We start from the raw sequence: 16,623 nt of genomic DNA, 5'->3' as shown, positions 1-16,623 counted from the left end.
GGAGCCGGAACACGGGAAATGGGCACACGAGCCATGCGCAGTTACACCGGCAGCTGCCACTGCGGCGCCGTGCGTTTCGAGATCGCGACCGATTTCCCGGAACTGACGACCTGCGACTGCTCGATCTGCCGGCGCAAGAACGCCTTGATGGTCAAGGTGCATGAATCGTCGTTCCGTCTGCTGTCCGGCATCGATGCGCTGACGGAATATCGCTTCCATACGCAGACTGCGCGGCATTATTTCTGCAAGACCTGCGGGATCTATCCGTTTCATCGCAAGCGCGTCACGCCGGACTACCTTGGCATCAACGTGTTCTGCCTTGAGGATTTCGATCCCGCCGGCATTCCGGTCCGCGCGACCGTCGGCGCCGGAATGAGCTGAGCGCATGAGCGTCGAGCTGAACCATACGATCGTCTGGTGCCGCGACAAGCAGCGCTCCGCGGCGTTCCTGACCGGGTTGCTCGGCCTGCCGCCTGCCAGGCCGTTTGGCCCGATGCTGATCGTCGAGTTGAGCAACGGCGTGTCGGTGGACTTCTTCGACCAGCCGGACACGATCACTTCGCAGCACTACGCCTTTCTGGTCAGCGAAGCCGAATTCGATGCGATCTTCGCGCGCATCAGCGAACGAGTACTGCCGTACTGGGCGCTGCCCGGCAAGGTCCGCGCCGGCGAGATCAACCATGTCGACGGCGGGCGCGGCGTTTACTTCGAAGACCCCGATCAGCATCTGCTCGAAGTGTTCACCCGGCCTTACGGCAGCGGTGGACTGACCGAGTGGTGCCCGCTGCCGCGCCACACACCGACGAACGAGCAACCATGAAAAAACCTTTGAGCGCCGTGATCGTGCTGGTCATTGCCGGCCTGCTGTATCTGTTCGAAGGACAGAATCTGCAGATCGGCGCGCCCGCGCCCGCTGAGTCGCCGGCGGCCGCGGCGCCTGCGCTCGACGATGCCGCGCTGCGCAATGCAATCGACGCCCGCGCCGAAGATGTGCAGATCGAGGGCCAGGGCATCGTCGCCAAGATCCTGTCGGACGACGAGAAAGGCAGCCGCCATCAGCGCTTCATCGTGCGTCTGAGCGATGGCCAGACCGTGCTGATCGCCCACAACATCGACCTCGCGCCGCGCGTCGCGCCGCTGCAGGCCGGCGACCCGATCAGCTTCGCCGGCGAGTACGTGTGGAATCCGCAGGGCGGCGTCGTCCACTGGACCCACCACGACCCTCGCGGCAAGCATCCGGGCGGCTGGATCCGCCGCAACGGACAGATCTTCGAATAGAACTGTCGAAAGGCGGATCTCCCGTTCGACCAGGGACAGGCCTGCCAACACACCAAGGAATTCACATGTCCGCCGAACTGCAGCTCTTCGCCCATCCGTTCTCGTCGTACTGCCAGAAGGTGTTCATCGCCTTCTACGAGAACGACATCCCGTTCAAGCTGCGCATGCTCGGCCCGGACGATCCGCAGACGGACGCCGAGTTCACGGCGCTGTGGCCGATCCGCAAGATGCCGCTGCTGCTCGACCGCGGCCGGACGATCCGCGAGGCGACGATCATCATCGAACATCTGGCCGTGCACCACCCCGGCCCGGTGCAGCTGATTCCCGCCGACCCGGCGGCGGCCGTCGACGTGCGGTTCATGGACCGCTTCTTCGACAACTACGTGATGACGCCGCAGCAGAAGTTCGTCTTCGACAGCCTGCGCCCGGAAGAGCACCGCGATCCCTACGGTGTCGAAGAGGCGCGCCGGATGCTCGACACCGCATACCGCTGGCTCGACGAGCGCATGAAGGACCGCGAGTGGGCCAGCGGCGATACGTTCACGCTGGCCGATTGCGCGGCGGCGCCGTCGCTGTTCTATGCCGATTGGACGCACCCGATTGCCGAGGAGTTCGCCCATCTGCGCCGCTACCGGCAGCGCTTGCTGGCGCGCCCCTCGTTCGCCCGCGCCGTCGACGGCGGACGGCCGTACCGCGCGTGGTTCCCGCTCGGCGCGCCGGACAGGGACTGACCGCGAGCGTCAGCGCAGCCCGAGCGCCTCGGCGACCCGCGCCCAGGGCACGAGCTTGAAGTTCTGCGGTTCGGCCGGCGAGACATTGCGGCCGTCCTGGACGACGAGCAGGCCCTGCGAGTAGGCGCCGCCGAAGCTGGCGCTGCTGACTTCCAGGCCGTCGGTCTCGCTGGCGCCGTCGATGCCGGAAACCGGATCGGCGACGATGCGGAACTTGCCGACGTAGCGATTCGTGCCGCCGCGCTCATAGACCGCATAGGCGTCCTCGCCCTGGCTGGAGACGACGAGCCAACCCTGGCCGTTCGTGCCGTGCCACAGCGCGATGCCTTCGACGTCGTCGACCAGATGGCCGCCGTCGCCGGTGTGGTCGATGAGGGTCTTCTCGGCCGGGGCGTCCGCTGCGGCGCTCATGCGCCACAGGCCGACATCCTCTTCGCCGGCGTAGAGCACGCCGGTCTCGTCGTCGGCAACGCAGCCTTCGGGCTGCGAGTCGAAGCGGAATTCACGGCGCCATTCGATGCGCACGCGGCCCTTGGTCGTCGCCAGCAACTCGCCCTGCCGGTAGCGGCCGTCGCTGTCGTTGACGAACACATAGGTGCGCGCGTCGGCACTGCGGTACAGACACAGGCCGTAGGGATCGGCGAGGCCGCTGGCCTGCACGCCGTCGGCGACATCGCGCAGCGTGCCGCCGGCATCGATCGCATAGAGCGACACGCTGTCGGTGCTGCGGTTGCTGCCGGCAAGAATCGCAACCGTCTTGCCGCCGAGCTTGAAGCCGTCGCGCAGGTCGACGTTGTTGATGCGCCCTGCCGGAATCGACTGCAGCAGCTTGCCCTGCAGCGAGTACACCAGCAGGCCGTACTGCTTGTTGGTGCCGATGATGCGGCTGCGCGACGGGTCCGTCGGATGGCGCCAGATCGCCGGATCGTCGGCTGCGTCGCCGTCGTTCGCCATCGGCCTGGTTTCGGCACTCGGCATGACACCGGGAACCGCCGCAGCCGTCGCCGCCGCTGCCGCGGGCTTGAGGTCCGCCGCGGCGAACAGCGTGTGCAGGTCGTAGATCTTGAGCGCCGAGCCGCCTTCGACGACACGCTCGTCGATCGCGGCGAACACGCCGGACGGCAGCGTTGGCGCGAACGACTGCGCGGTTGCCGCGACAGCGCCGGCCTCGGCAATGCCCAGGTCCGCGAAGGGCAGCGTCGCGCGCTGCGCATGCGGCGCCTGACGATCGAGGACGCGCAGCACGCCCGCGTCGCGATCGACGACCAGCATTGCCTCACCGGCCACGGCGAGTGACTGCGGCGACTCCAGCGGCCCGACCGGTCCGCGCACGGCCACCGGCACGCGGGCGATCTCCGCTTCCGGATCGCTACGGTAGCGCCAGATCGCGGTATCGGATTCGATCAGGTACAGCGCGGCCGCAAGATCGTCCGCGACGCAGGCCTCGACCTCGGCGCCGACCGCGAAGCTGCGCACCGGTCGCGTAACGATCTTGCCGGCCTTCGCATACAGCTGCCACTGGCTGACGCCACCGTCGCCATCAACGGCGAACGCGAACCAGGCTGCGCCAGACGCGCTGCGCTGCAGGCAGACGAGGCTCGGTTCCTTGTCCAGCTTGAGTTCGCCGAGCGCGTCGAGACGATCGCCGTCGACGGCGAAGAAACGCAGGCGCCGGCCTTTCTCGTCGGCCGTGGCCAGCAAGGCGACGTTGCGGGTGCCGACCTCAAAGCCGCCGCGCAGATCGAGAGATTCCACCGCCCCGATCGCGTGGCGCGCCGTGCGGCGGCCACTGGCGTCGTAAAAGACCAGGCCGCTGTCGTCGTCGGCGACGACGACGCGGTTGCGACTGCTGTCCTTGGCGTCGACCAGCAGCGCCGTCGCGCCGAGTTGACGATCGGCGGCGATCTCGGCGATGACTGCCGGTGCCAGCCCATCCGACATCGGACCGCGCAGCGGTGCGCAGGCACTCAGCGTCAGGCCGAGGACGACGGCACCCAATGTCGCGTTGTTGACTCGCATGATCACGGCACCTCGTTACAGATCGGTTCGACAGCCTGGATTTGTATCAGAAGCGCCCACGCAGCGTGACGATGAACACCCGCCCGACGCTCTCGGTCTCGCGCTCGAACTCTTCCAGCGCGCCATCCGGCAGATCGTCCTCGAAGATGTTGAAGACTTCGTCCTTGTGCGCATCCAGCAGGTTGTTGCCGTTGAGCTTGATCGCCAGCGCGTCGTTGAACGCGTACTCGATGAAGGCTTCGAGATTGCCGTCATAGCGGACCGAGCCGATCTCGTCGGCGGCGAATTCCAGACCGCGGCCTTGCTGCTGGAAGCTGGCGCCGTAGGTGATCTTCGTCGCGACGCGATGGTTGAAGCCGAGATTGAACACGTAGATCGGCTGCAGCTGGAAGCGGCGCTTGATGCCCGTCGTCGGATCGGCGACCTCGGACTTCTGGTAGCTGTAGTTGCCGTAGACGTTGAAGTTAGGCAGGCCGACGAACTGCAACGGGAAGCTGGCATCGAGCTCGATGCCGTAGACCTTGCCGTCGCCGGTATTGTCCGGCGACTCGACGTCGTCCTCGATCTCGACGATCTCGATCAGGTCGCTGACGTCGCGATAGAAGAAGTTCGCGCCGAGGATACCGGCCTGCTTGGCAAAGCGATGCTCGATGCCGAGATCGTAGCCGATCGAACTTTCCGCCTTGAGTTCCGGATTGCCGATGAAGAACTCGTCGTCGTCCTCGGCCAGGAACGGCACCAGGGAATTGAAGTCCGGCCGGCGCAGCGTACGGGCGACGCTGGCACGGATCTGGTTGTTGGGCGACAGCAGCCAGCGGTAGTGCAGGTTCGGATTCACTTCGGTCTGGCGGTCGTCGGCATCGCGGGCATTGCCGTCGGTGTCGAAGCCCTGCTGCTCGAGCTCGGTGTTCTCGATGCGGACGCCGATGTCGATCGCATGCCGCTCGTTGATCGTCCAGCTGTCCTGGACCCAGGCGTCGTAGCGCGTCTCCTCGATGGCGTAGACGCCGTCGATCTCGCTGTTGTCCTCGAACTCGCCGCTGTCCTCGTCGAGTTCGGCGGCGATCGTCGCGCTGTCGCGATCCTTCTTGCCGAGCTGCAGACCGAAGCCGAGCTTGTGCGCGCCGAACGGCAGCGTCAGCGACGGCGAGAAGCGCACTTCCTCGTCGCTGGTGTCGATGGTCTCGGTCTCCAGCGCCAGCTCGGCATCGTCCTCGACTTCGCCGGCGACGTTGTCGATGTCCAGGTCCAGCTTGTTGTAGTCGAGCACCAGGCTGAGCGTGCCGTCGCCGAAGACGCTGTCCTGATAGCGCAGCGCCGTGCCCCAGGTCTTCTCGTCGATGCGCTCATGTTCGTACTCGATCGCATCGAGCTCCGCCTCGCCGTCCTCGACCTCGAAGACCGGCGACAGCTGATCCTCATCGCGGTCGGTGCCGACCGTGTAGCCGTCGAGCGACAGCGTCGCGCCGTTGCCGAGCAGCCAGGACAGGCTCAGGTTGCCGGCCAGGTCCTTGGAGTCGCGAACATCGTCTTCTTGCGCAAACTCGATCAGCTCGCCATCCGGATTGAACAGCTGCGAGCGCTTGTCCTTGGCGTTGTAGCGGCCCTGGTAGTTCAAGGAGGCCAGATAGCTGAAGCCGCCGTTCTGCCCGCCGTAGCTGAGATAGCCGCTGCCGCGCAGCGTGTCGTCGCCGCTGCGGAACAGGCCGGCGCGATACTGGCCGCCACGCAGCGTGGCGCCATCCTTGAGCACGATGTTGATCGTGCCGCCGACGCCCTGAGAGTCGAGCTCGGCGGTCGGCGAGCGGATGATCTCGATGCGCTCGACGATCTCGGCCGGAATGCGGTCGACGAAGACACCGCGATCGGACTCGGCGCCGGCAACGCGCTGGCCGTTGATCATGATCTGCGTGTACTGCGTGCCGATGCCGCGCAGCTTCGGCGCGTCGTACTCGCCGACGTCGCTGGTGAAGGCCACGCCCGGCACCTGCTTGAGCATGTCGCCGACCGACAGCGGCTCGAAGCGCGAGAAGTAGTTGGCGTCGTAGATCAGCCGCGGCGAAACGCTGTCGCTGCGGAAGCGGAAATAGTCCGCGCTGTCCGTGACCGTGATGTCAGCCAGCCGAGCCGGCTCATCCGCCGCACTGACGGCCGCAGCGAATCCCGACAGGACGGCGCCCATCGCCCAAATGATCTTCTTCATGTTGCCCCCGGAAGCCGGCGTGGTGCCGGCTTAAAGGCGCAACCGTAATCAGCGCTTGTGACTGATCCGTGACGCGAGCGTGAAGGAGTCATGACTCCCTCTCCCCGCCTGCGGGGAGAGGGAGTCTATAGCTCAGTGACCGTTGCGGTCCTGACCGACCTGCGTTGCCTGCTGGAAGGTCGGCCGGTTGGTCCAGTGGATCGGCGGCACGGGGATGAAGCTGAAGGACGTGTGCTCGACCGCGTCGCAATCCTCGACGATGCCGCAGTCCTCGCTCTTCGCGTAGCGCAGCTGCGTACCGTCCCAGGCCGCCTGATTGCCGAGGCCGCCGAGATCGGCGAGCGCCAGATCGAGCGCGGCAAGCACGCCATCGCGGCAGCCGCCGCGCGTGCCGTCGGCGCACCTGAGCACGCGGTAAGGCACGACGCCGGCCTTGTTCTGCACCGTGTCGATCGCGCGGATCATGTGCTGGAACCAGCCTTCCTGGAAGGCCGAGCCCTGCGAACGCGGCGCGTCGTAACGGCCGGTCAGCGCGGAAGCGCCGGCGGCCTGCACGGCAACCAGCTGCGGCATCAGCGCGTCGATCAGATGCGGATACCAGGCGTCCATCAGGACGACCTGCGCGCGCTGGTCGTAGGCGCCATCGGCATCGCGGTCGCGACGCATGCTGCCGAGCCCGGCGCTGTTGTCGATCCACTCGTGAGAACCGCGATCGATCCAGGCCTGCATCAGCGTCGCGACGGCTTGCTGATCCGCAGTCAGCTCGCCTTCGCGCATCAGGCTCAGCAGGCGCGGCAGCAGATCCTGGCCGCGCAGATCGGTATAGGCGGCGTCGCCCATGGCTTCGATCATCGTCGCGATATTGTGCTTGCGGCCGCTGGCCTTGAACGCGGTGAGACGGTCGCGCAGCATCGCCATGCGATGGGTCGGCCCGAAGGTGCCGTTGGCATCCGCCGCCCACCAGCCCGGCGCCGCCGAGTTGTTCCAGTTGGCGAGATAGCCCTGCGGCGGATTCGTGTCCTGCACGTGGGCGGCCAGCGGCAGATAACCCGGCCACTCGAAATAGCCGCCGAGCGGATCGCCCTGCGCGACCGGCCTTGCGCGACTCGGGAACGCAGCCGCGCCGTCGTTGCCGTCGCCGCCGTACAGATCGAAGAAATTCGCCGGCAGATTCTGGTCGGCCACCCATTCGTAGTTGCCGTCGCCCCAGACCGGCAGCTCCGGATGCTGTTGCGGGTGACGCTGCGGATAGAGTCCGGACTGGATGAAGGCGAGATCGCGGTGATCGCTGTAGATCCAGTTGAAGGTGCTGGTCATGCTGTTGAACAGCTCCTTGAACTTGCGCTCGTTGACCTGCATGCCCTGCGTCGTCAGCAACGCGAACGGCGCGGTGGTGTCGACGTCGCCGGCGAACGTGCTGCGCTGTTCGGAGATCGCCACCGGCGCACCGTTGACCGTCGCCGTGGCGGTGACCGGACCATAGTGCGTGCGCAGGATGAAACGCTTGACGTTCTCCGGCGTCGGCGGTCCGCCGAGCGCGATGCTCGCCAGCGTCGGCGTCGCAATCCATTCGTCGAGGCGCTTGTAGAAATGCACGCAGCGGCCCTTGTACAGATAGCCGTCGGCATCCGGGAAGCCGTCGCCGTCGTTGTCGTCTCGCGAGGCGGCGGAGCCATCGGTGTTGCACATCGTCGACACCCGCGTGTCGATCAGATCGGAGCTCGCCGAGGTCGCGCTCCAGCCGAAGTCGAGGCCATGGCCGATGACGACATACGGCAGGTTCACGGTGCTGATGCCGCGTGCGGCGAGATCGAGCGGCGTACCGCCGTTGGAGAACACCGCGAACTCCCACAGCAGCTGCGGATTGAAATAGCTGGTCTGCGGACCGGCGACGATGATCGGATGTCCGGATTCGGTCTGGTCCGCATTGACACCGATCCAGTTCGACGAGGTCTTCGGCAGGCCGAGCGTGTTCATCGCATCCTTCATCGCCACGGTCGGATCCGCCGACGCGACGAGCTTGGTGCCTTCGCCGGCAGCGGCGCGCAGCGGCGGCAACACGGTCTGCGTCTGCAGACGCGCGTCGACGCTGGCATTCCAGTGGCGCTGCTTCTGCCCGGGTGCCGGTGCGAACGGCCCGATGCCGATGCCGACGGTGTCGAACAGGCCGCCGGGCAGCGGACCGATCAGCGGCAGGCCGAGTCCGGCGCCGCCATGGTTGATGAACTCGCGACCACGCAGGCTGCCGACATCCCAGATTGCCGCGCCGGCCGGCAATGTCTGCGGGCAGCTTTCGTCGACGCTCGGCGGAGACTGCGTCTTGAATTCGGTCTGCGTCGTGTACGGCGTGTCCGGCGCATTGGCATGCCGCAAGTCGCGCCACAGATCGCACGCTGCCTTGGGGATCGTCGTCGCGCCCGCGGTGAAGCTGGCGTCGAGTTTTTGCAGCAGTTCGAGATTGCTCGCCTCGCTGCCGCCGCCACGCCCGAACTGAGCCTGGATCAGGACCGCGTTGGCGACGATGTCGTTGAGCGTGAACGGCCGCGGCGGAAACACCGGCGGCACCTGCAGTGCGAGCGTCGCGTACTCCGGCGGAATCTCCAGCAGGCCTTGCGGCGTCTGCAGGTAGGCGATGTAGGCGTTCATGCCGGCGACGAAGTTGTTGGTGTCGTCGAGGAACACGGTGCCGAGGCTGCCGATCTTCGCGACTGCGGCCTCGACCATCGCCGTCAGCTCCGCTTCGCTGTAGCCGCCGGCGGAACCGAACTGCAGGTCGAGATCGTAGGTCGTCGAGGCGGGGCCGAGGAATTCCGAAGCCTGGCCGCGGCCGGCGCGGCGCAGCACGTCGAACAGCCACAGGCGATCCTGCGCGGCGGCGAAGCCGACGCCATATTGCGTGGACGAGCGATCCTCGCCCTCGATGTACGGGATTCCCCAGCCGTCGCGACGGACAACGACCTTCTTGCCGTTCGGTGCCGTCAGCTCGCGCGACGAGACCGCATCGGCGTCGCTGATGCGGATGTCCGCCGGCTTGAAGTAGTTGCAGGCCTGATCGGAAGACTGCGCGTGTTCGTCGATGCTGCGCGGCGGCGTGCAGGTCTCGCCCTTGAGCCCGACTTTCGCGTAGGCAAGATTGCCGTACATGTCGAGCTGATCGCGGAAGTTCGGCGGGAAGCTCAGCGTCGGCACGCCGGGCACCGGCGTCCCCACGCCGCCAGCGGAGTTGCCGTTCGCCCCCGGCGGCACGATCGTCATGAAGATGTTGGCCACCGGCTCGCCCGGCGTGACGACCGGCGGCGTGGTCGGTGTGCCGCCACCACCGCCGGTCACCGGATCGCTGCTGCCGCAGGCGGCGAGCATCAGTAAGGAGACGGAAAGCAGGGACGCTACGGCAATGCGCGGCAAGCCGCGAAAACGGCGCTGGACGATCACGGTACCTCTCCTCGAAACTTGTTTTTATGGGCTGGTCGACGCGCGCCAGCATCTCTGACTGTATCTTTACGCCTTATGGAAGCCACTAGGAAATCCACCTCTGAAGCGCCTGCAGCCGCCATGCCCTGCGTTGCCAGCCTCGGGGCTGCGCCGCTGCGCGCACTGCTGCAGCCGTACGGCTTGCGCATCGAATCGGTGGCGGATGGCGAGACCATCCCCGGCAGCTACTGGGGCGACAGCGAGGCGGGCCTGATCGGCGATCTGCTCTACGTGCGCGGCGATACACCGGTCCACTCGGCACTGCATGAAGCCTGCCACTACATCTGCATGGAGCCGCAGCGCCGCGACGACGTGCATACCAACGCCGGCGGCGACGATCTCGAAGAAACCGGCGTCTGCTATCTGCAAGGGCTGCTCGCCGATCGGTTGCCGGGCTATTCGCGCGCGCAACTGTTTGCCGATATGGACGCTTGGGGCTACAACTTCGTGCTCGGCAGCGCGCGGGCCTGGTTCGAGCAGGACGCAGAAGACGCGCGCCAGTGGCTGCTGACGCAGGACCTCATCGACACCCACGACCGGCCCAGCGGAAAGCTGCGCGTCGAGAGTCCACGAAACCCCTGACGCCGTCCGCTGCAGGCGTATCGCATTTCCGGAGATCAACATGCAAAGACTGCTGCTCATCGTTGCACTCGCCGGTCTGAGTGCGTGCAGCGCCCCGCCGTCGGCCGGCACCGGCGATGGCGCCCCGCAGGCACCGATCGTCGGCGGCGATCGCGATGCGCATGGCTGCATTGCTTCGGCCGGCTATGCCTGGTGCCAAAGCACCGCGGCTTGCGAACGTCCCTGGGAGCTGGCCCAGCGCTACGGGTTTGCGCTGAGCTCGGAAAATTTCACGGCGTTCTGCTCGCAGCAGACCGCACCGAAAGCACCGGAGCCCCTGCAGCCGGGATAGACCGCCGGCGCGCGCGGGCTGACGACCTGTAAAGCACCGCGCGTCGCATCGCGGCTACAATGCAGCCCATGCGTATCAAGCCAAGCCGACAGTGGCTGCTGATCCTGACCTTGCTGGTCGGGCAGTGGCTGGCCGTCGCGCATACGCATTCGCACCCTGCGCTCGAACTCGAGCAGGCCTGCGAAATCTGCGTCCATGCTGCCGGCATCGGCAGCGGCGCGCTCGTCGGCAAGGCGCCGGCGCTGCCCCTCGCACCGAAATCCGAAGCGCCATTGGTTGCCGTCGTCGCGGTCGTCCAGACCGCGGTCGTCGCGCAGGCGCGCATCCGCGGTCCTCCAGCGCAATCCGGTCAGGTCTAGCTAACCACCCGATTGTCAGCACGCCCTTGCGTGCCCTTGCCTGCAGGATTTTCCATGAACACTGTCGCCTTCGGCGCTGCGCATTCGCGCATGCGTTCGCGTTTTACCCGTCTGACTCCGTCCGCCGTCGCGCTTGCCGCCGCGGCCTTTCCCTTCTTCGCTCTCGCGCAGACCGCCGCGCCCGCCGCCGCATCGGATGAGCCGGCCCGGCTCGATGACGTCGTCGTCACCGCCGGCCCGCTCGGCCGCACCGCCGACGAACTGGCGCAGCCGGTCGATGTCCTCAACGGCGACGCGCTCAACCGCGCGCGCCGCGCCACGCTCGGCGAAACGCTCGAGAACCAGACCGGCGTCTCGACGACCGACTTCGGCGCCGGTGCCGGCCGGCCCGTGATCCGCGGCCTCGCCGGTCCACGTGTCGAGATTCTCGACAACGGCCTGTCGACGATGGACGCGTCCGACCTCAGCCCCGACCACGCCGTCGCGATCGATCCGTCGCACGCGCAGCAGATCGAGATCCTCAAGGGACCGTCGACCTTGCTGTACGGCAACGGCGCGTCCGGTGGCGCGGTCAATGTCATCGACGAGCGCATGCCCGAGGAGGTCACGCCCGGCCTGCACGGCGCGCTCGGCGCCGAGTACGGCAGCAACGGCGACGCGGTGCAGACCCACAGCGAGTTCGACTACGGCTTCGGCAACCATCAGCTGCATGCCGACTACGCGTGGCGCGACGCCGGCGATTACGACATTCCGGGCGCAGCGGATATCGACGGCGAAGGCGCGCGCGGCACGCTGCCGAACAGCGCCGTCGAGAGTTCAACCGGCGCGCTGTCGTACAGCTACATCGGCGACGACGGCAATGTGTACGGCTTCTCGTTCGGCCGCTTCGACACGCAGTACGGCCTGCCGTTTGCGCACGGCCACCATGGCGAGGAAGAAGGCGCCGAAGAGGAGGAGCACGAAGCGCCGACCGGCTTCATCGATCTGGAACAGAACCGCTTCGACACGCGCATCCTGCTGATGCAGCCGTTCGCCGGCTTCGAGTCGCTGAAGCTGCGCGCCGGTTATGCCGACTACACGCACACCGAGTTCGAAGCGCCCGGCGTCGTCGGCACGGTGTTCAACAACGAGCAGGCACAGCTGCGTGCCGAAGCCACGCATGCGCCGCTCGCCGGCCTGCGCGGCACCGTCGGGCTGCAGATCAACGATCGCGACTTCGAAGCGCTCGGCGACGAGGCCTATGTGCCGCCGGTGCGCAGCCGCTCGCTCGGCCTGTTCGTCGTCGAGGAACGCGACTTCGGCTTCGGCCGGCTTGAGGCCGGTGCGCGCGTCGAACGCACCCAGACCGACCCCACCGGCGCGGAGGCGCGCGACTTCACGCCGCTGTCGCTGTCGGCCGGCGCGGTCTTCAACCTCAGCGAGGCCGCGCACCTGAAGCTGTATCTGACACAGGCGGAACGCTCGCCGGTGCAGGAGGAGCTGTACGCCTTCGGCCCGCACGCGGCGACGGCGACCTTCGAGCGCGGCGACCAACAGCTCGGCATCGAGCGCTTCCGCAACATCGAACTCGGTCTCGACCTGCACCAGGGTCGCTGGTCGTTCGCCGCCAATCTGTTCTACAACCAGGTCAGCGACTACATCTATCTGTCGGAAGTCGACGAAGGCCTCGGCGCGGACGGCAGCGGCAGCGCCGCGAGCGACGGCCTTGCCGATCGCGTCGGCGAAGACGGTGCGTTCGAAGTCGACGGCGAGATGTTGCTGCTCGACTATCGGCAGGCTGACGCGCAGCTGCATGGCTACGAGCTGGAAGCCGGTTACGCGCTGATCGCCGAGGGCCCGGTCCAGCTGCGCCTGCAGCTCTTCGCCGACGAGGTGCGCGCGTCGCTGGATGGCGGCGAGCGGCTGCCGCGCATCACGCCGCGGCGCTTCGGCGTCGGCCTGGAACTGCAGACCGAGCGCGGCAACGGCAGCCTGCGCTACACGCAGGTCGATGAACAGAACCGCATCAGCGCGCTGGAGACGCCGACCGATGGCTACGGCCTGCTGAGCGCCGATGCGTCATGGCGCCTGTTCGGCGACGCCGGTTATGGCCAGCGTCTCGAGATCTACGCGCGCGGCAGCAACCTGCTCGACGAAGACATCCGCCGCCACACCTCGTTCATCAAGGATCTGGTGCCGGCGCCGGGGCGCTCGGGGTCTCTGGGAGTGCGGTACAGCTTCTAGCCCTCTTGATTCACCTTGCCCCTCTCCCCGCGAGCGGGGAGAAGGAAAAGCGCCACCAACAAAAACGCCCCGGAATCCGGGGCGTTTTCATTTGCAGCGTTTAGCTCAGCTGCGCGTCTTCGCCTGGTTGGCCACCGCTTCAGCGGCCTTCTTCGCCGCCTCGGCGTCACCCAGATAGCGGTGCGACTTCACGGTCAGGTCTTCGCGCAGCTCGAACAGCAGCGGAATGCCGGTCGGGATGTTGATGTCGATGATGTCCTTGTCGGAGATCTGGTTCAGGTACTTGTACAGCGCACGCAGCGAGTTGCCGTGCGCCGTGACGAGCACGGTCTGGTTCGCCTTCAGCGACGGCGCGATCGCGTCGTGCCAGTACGGCAGCACACGGTCGAGCGTGGTCTTCAGCGATTCGGTCGCCGGCAGCGCGGCCTGGTCGAGCGTGTGATAACGGCGGTCGTACTTCGGGTGCCCGCCGTCGTGATCGTCAAGCGGCGGCGGCGGGATGTCGTAGGAACGGCGCCAGACCTTGACCTGCGCCTCGCCGTGCTTGGCGGTCGTCTCGGCCTTGTCGAGGCCCTGCAGCGCGCCGTAGTGGCGCTCGTTGAGGCGCCAGCTCTTGTGCACCGGCAGCCACAGCTGGTCCATCGCTTCGAGCGCGGTGTTCAGCGTGCGGATCGCGCGCTTGAGCACCGAGGTGTAGGCGACATCGAACAGCAGGCCTTCCTCGCGCATCAGCTCGCCGGCCTTGACCGCTTCCTGGCGGCCCTGCTCGGTGATGTCGACATCGACCCAGCCGGTGAAACGGTTGTCGAGATTCCACTGGCTCTGGCCGTGGCGGAGAAGTACGAGTTTGCGAGACATGGTGTCGGCCCCTTGCGGCTGCGGCTTCATGGGTGGGGAGATGCTTGTCGGGGTATATCGAGGCGGCGGATTTTAGCGCGCCGGCACCGGCGGCGGGCTCACTCGCCGCTTTCCAGGTAATTGTTCTTGATGCGCACGTAGTGATGCGCGGAGTACAGCAGCTGTTCGCGCTCCTGCGGGCTCAGCTCGCGCGCCGGCTGCGCCGGCGAGCCGCGATACAGCCAGCCGGACTTCAGGGTCTTGCCGGGCGAGACGACGCTGCCGGCGGCAACGAAGCACTCGTCCTCGAGCACGCACTTGTCCATGACGATCGCGCCCATGCCGATCAGGCAGCGGTTGCCGATCGTGCAGGCATGGAGGATCACGCCGTGGCCGATCGTGACGTCGTCGCCGATGAGCAGCGGCTGGCCGCCGGGCGAGTACGGGCCGTCGTGCGTCACGTGCAGCACGCTGTTGTCCTGCACGTTGGTGCGCGCGCCGATGCGGATGTGGTTGACGTCGCCGCGGATCGCGACCAGCGGCCACACCGAGGCATCGTCGCCAAGCACGACATCGCCGATCAGCTGCGCCGAAGGGTCCACGTAGACCCGCTCGCCGAGCTGCGGCCGGCGGCCGCGATAACTGCGGATCATCGGGCCTTCAGCGGTTCGGCGCTGGTTGCGGCTGGAACACGGCATTGCCCGGCGCCGGGCCCGGCGCATAGCGGTATGCGCCGGGCGGCGGCGGCGTGGGGTCCGGCTGCGCCTGCGGTTCCCACTGCGGCTGCGCTTGCGGCGGCGCCGCGATCGGTTCGCCGGTGATCGGATCGTAGGTCTGCGCGGCGGGCGCCTGCGGCAGTTCGCTGCCGACTGCCGGCGCATCGGTGATCGGCTGCGGCGCGAGCAGCGGCGTGAAGCTGCTGTCGTCACGGTCGTCGTCCACCGTCAGCGGCGTCGCCTTGATGTCGACCTGGCCGGGCACCCGCGGCGGTGTCTTGAGCGTCCGGGTGACGAAGTCGCCGATGTTGTCGAGCACATCCGCGCGACCGCGCAGATACGACGCCAGCGAGCCGACGATCATGTTGTGCGACAGCGAGTCGTAGATCACCGTCTCGACCGCGCCGCCGGCCTTGGACACGGCCTTCGCCAGCTCTTCGGTGTTCTTGACCGGCAGGACGTCGTCGTCGCGGCCGTGCACCAGCATCAGCGGCGGATTGCTGCCGTCGACATAGAACACCGGCTGCGAATAACGGAAGCGGTCGACCGGGCCGAACATATCGCGCAGATCCGGCGCGGTGATCGGCATGAAGCTGTAGGCGCCGGCCAGACCGATCATGCCGCGCAGCCAGCTGCGGTCGCCGCCGGCGGTCTTCATGTATTCGGGATTCAGTGCGAGCAGCGAGGCGATGTGCGCACCCGACGAATGCCCCATGACGAACAGCTTGTCGGGGCTGCCGCCGTAGGTGCCGGCATTGTCGTGCGCCCACTTCACCGCGAGCGCGGCGTCGTCGACGAAATCGGGGAAATGCACCTGCGGATACTTGCGCACTTCCGGCAGGATCGCGATGTAGCCGAGCGAGGTCAGGGCCTGGCCGACAAACTTGAATTCGGACTTGTCGAGCGAAGTCCAGCGGCCGCCGTGGAAGAACACGACGACCGGGGCGCCTGCGGCATTCGCTGGATAGTAGACGTCGAGCGCGAGGCTGCGGCTGCGCTGGTAGGGCACGTTGGCCGCCAGCTTGTAGCCGGTGTCCGCGGTGAGGCGGTTGACCACCGCGGGCGAACCGCAGGCGCCGAGCAGCAGCGTCAGCGCCGCAGCAAGGACGGCGAAACCTCTGCCGAAAATCGAAGCTGAATGAGCCATTGGGCGAGCCGTCGAGCGAACCATTAATTGTTTCATCTGTATTGCGTTTACCTGCTTACGGCGTATGGTAGCGCGCGGGGGCGATCTGTCGCATTCTTTCATCTGGTTTTGCCTGTATTCCTGAGCTGGCGGGGGCCACTCACGCATGATCACGACGTTTATCTGGCTGGCTGTCATCGCCGCGCTCGCGGTCTACACGATCATTCTCTACAACGGCCTGGTCGCGCTGAAGCACGGCGTTTCGAAGGCCTGGAGCAATATCGACGTGCTGCTCAAGCAGCGCCACGACGAACTGCCCAAGCTCGTTGAGACCTGCAAACAGTACATGCAGTTCGAACGCGACACGCTGGAGCGCGTGATGGCCGCCCGCTCGGCGACCAACAGCGCGCGCGAAAAAGGCGACGTCAAGGCCGTCGGCCAGGCCGAGAACGCGATGCGCCTGGGTCTGGGCAACATCACGGCGACCGTCGAGGCGTATCCCGAGCTCAAGGCCAACCAGTCCATCCAGCAGCTGCTGGGCCGGATCACCGGCCTCGAAAACGCCATTGCCGACCGCCGCGAGTTCTATAACGAGACGGTCAATTTGAACAATGTCCGCATCGAACAGTTCCCTGACGTGATCGTTGCCCGCCTGTTCGCGTTCCGCCCGGCCGACCTGCTGGTGTTCAGCGACGAAGAGAAGAAGGACGTCGATATCCGCGAGCTGTTCCGCACCTAGCGCGGCGG

At 66.7% G+C, this 16,623-nt stretch carries 15 protein-coding genes; 9 read left to right on the top strand and 6 right to left on the bottom strand.

The genetic code is table 11. The annotated features are described in order from the left end of the window. Window positions 1–33: 33 nt before the first annotated feature. The 4 genes from AC3WUF_RS04955 (at window position 34) to AC3WUF_RS04940 (ending at window position 2,009) form a co-directional block, all read left to right on the top strand. The gene (locus AC3WUF_RS04955; RefSeq protein ID WP_492423571.1) at window positions 34–381 is read left to right on the top strand and encodes a GFA family protein; all 348 of its coding nucleotides are present in this window, start codon (window positions 34–36) and stop codon (window positions 379–381) included. A gap of 4 nt (window positions 382–385) precedes the next feature. After that, complete coding sequence (locus AC3WUF_RS04950) at window positions 386–820, top strand: VOC family protein (protein WP_492423004.1); 435 nt, start codon at window positions 386–388, stop codon at window positions 818–820. Beyond that, the gene (locus AC3WUF_RS04945) at window positions 817–1,278 is read left to right on the top strand and encodes a DUF3465 domain-containing protein (RefSeq protein WP_492423002.1); all 462 of its coding nucleotides are present in this window, start codon (window positions 817–819) and stop codon (window positions 1,276–1,278) included. The genes AC3WUF_RS04950 and AC3WUF_RS04945 overlap by 4 nt, the downstream gene beginning before the upstream one ends. 65 nt (window positions 1,279–1,343) lie before the next feature. Next, window positions 1,344–2,009, top strand: coding sequence for a glutathione S-transferase family protein (locus AC3WUF_RS04940; protein WP_492423000.1), 666 nt, complete (start codon window positions 1,344–1,346; stop codon window positions 2,007–2,009). A gap of 9 nt (window positions 2,010–2,018) precedes the next feature. Here AC3WUF_RS04940 and AC3WUF_RS04935 read toward each other — a convergent pair whose 3' ends face one another. From AC3WUF_RS04935 to AC3WUF_RS04925, 3 genes are all read right to left on the bottom strand, one after another. Continuing rightward, entirely contained in the window at window positions 2,019–4,028 is a 2,010-nt protein-coding gene (locus tag AC3WUF_RS04935; RefSeq protein ID WP_492422998.1) for a phytase, read from the bottom strand. Between the two features lie 46 nt (window positions 4,029–4,074). Beyond that, a complete protein-coding gene (locus tag AC3WUF_RS04930; RefSeq protein ID WP_492422996.1) occupies window positions 4,075–6,231 on the bottom strand; it encodes a TonB-dependent receptor plug domain-containing protein in 2,157 nt (718 codons plus the stop codon). A 132-nt stretch (window positions 6,232–6,363) separates the two neighbouring features. Next, window positions 6,364–9,663: a penicillin acylase family protein gene (locus AC3WUF_RS04925; RefSeq protein WP_492422994.1), complete on the bottom strand. Its 3,300-nt coding sequence runs from the start codon at window positions 9,661–9,663 to the stop codon at window positions 6,364–6,366. 120 nt (window positions 9,664–9,783) lie between these two features. Here AC3WUF_RS04925 and AC3WUF_RS04920 point away from each other — a divergent pair, with 120 nt between their 5' ends. The 4 genes from AC3WUF_RS04920 to AC3WUF_RS04905 all read left to right on the top strand — a co-directional run bounded on the left by AC3WUF_RS04920 (window position 9,784) and on the right by AC3WUF_RS04905 (window position 13,197). Continuing rightward, complete coding sequence (locus tag AC3WUF_RS04920; RefSeq protein ID WP_492422992.1) at window positions 9,784–10,284, top strand: hypothetical protein; 501 nt, start codon at window positions 9,784–9,786, stop codon at window positions 10,282–10,284. Window positions 10,285–10,324: 40 nt separating this feature from the next. After that, window positions 10,325–10,615 (top strand): hypothetical protein, encoded by a 291-nt coding sequence (locus tag AC3WUF_RS04915; protein ID WP_492422990.1) that lies wholly within the window; start codon window positions 10,325–10,327, stop codon window positions 10,613–10,615. Window positions 10,616–10,683: 68 nt separating this feature from the next. Further along, window positions 10,684–10,974: a hypothetical protein gene (locus tag AC3WUF_RS04910; RefSeq protein ID WP_492422988.1), complete on the top strand. Its 291-nt coding sequence runs from the start codon at window positions 10,684–10,686 to the stop codon at window positions 10,972–10,974. Window positions 10,975–11,028: 54 nt separating this feature from the next. Beyond that, window positions 11,029–13,197, top strand: a complete 2,169-nt coding sequence (locus tag AC3WUF_RS04905; RefSeq protein WP_492422987.1) for a TonB-dependent receptor — start codon at window positions 11,029–11,031, stop codon at window positions 13,195–13,197. Window positions 13,198–13,302: 105 nt separating this feature from the next. On the opposite strand, the gene gpmA is transcribed toward AC3WUF_RS04905, so the two are convergent. The 3 genes from gpmA to AC3WUF_RS04890 form a co-directional block, all read right to left on the bottom strand. Beyond that, window positions 13,303–14,055, bottom strand: a complete 753-nt coding sequence (gpmA, locus tag AC3WUF_RS04900) for a 2,3-diphosphoglycerate-dependent phosphoglycerate mutase (RefSeq protein WP_492422985.1) — start codon at window positions 14,053–14,055, stop codon at window positions 13,303–13,305. A gap of 98 nt (window positions 14,056–14,153) precedes the next feature. Continuing rightward, window positions 14,154–14,687 carry a gamma carbonic anhydrase family protein gene (locus AC3WUF_RS04895; RefSeq protein WP_492422983.1) on the bottom strand — a complete coding sequence of 178 codons (534 nt, stop codon included), beginning with the start codon at window positions 14,685–14,687 and terminating at the stop codon, window positions 14,154–14,156. Window positions 14,688–14,694: 7 nt separating this feature from the next. After that, the gene (locus tag AC3WUF_RS04890) at window positions 14,695–15,897 is read right to left on the bottom strand and encodes an alpha/beta hydrolase (RefSeq protein WP_492422981.1); all 1,203 of its coding nucleotides are present in this window, start codon (window positions 15,895–15,897) and stop codon (window positions 14,695–14,697) included. Window positions 15,898–16,042: 145 nt separating this feature from the next. On the opposite strand from AC3WUF_RS04890, the gene AC3WUF_RS04885 reads away from it, so the two are divergent. Beyond that, window positions 16,043–16,615 carry a LemA family protein gene (locus tag AC3WUF_RS04885; protein ID WP_492422979.1) on the top strand — a complete coding sequence of 191 codons (573 nt, stop codon included), beginning with the start codon at window positions 16,043–16,045 and terminating at the stop codon, window positions 16,613–16,615. The last annotated feature ends 8 nt before the right edge of the window (window positions 16,616–16,623 follow it).

The organism is Fontimonas sp. FW305-C-3 (genome assembly GCF_058783185.1).
Note: the sequence above shows the minus strand (reverse complement) of the source record. Positions and strands in the feature narration are given on the sequence as shown.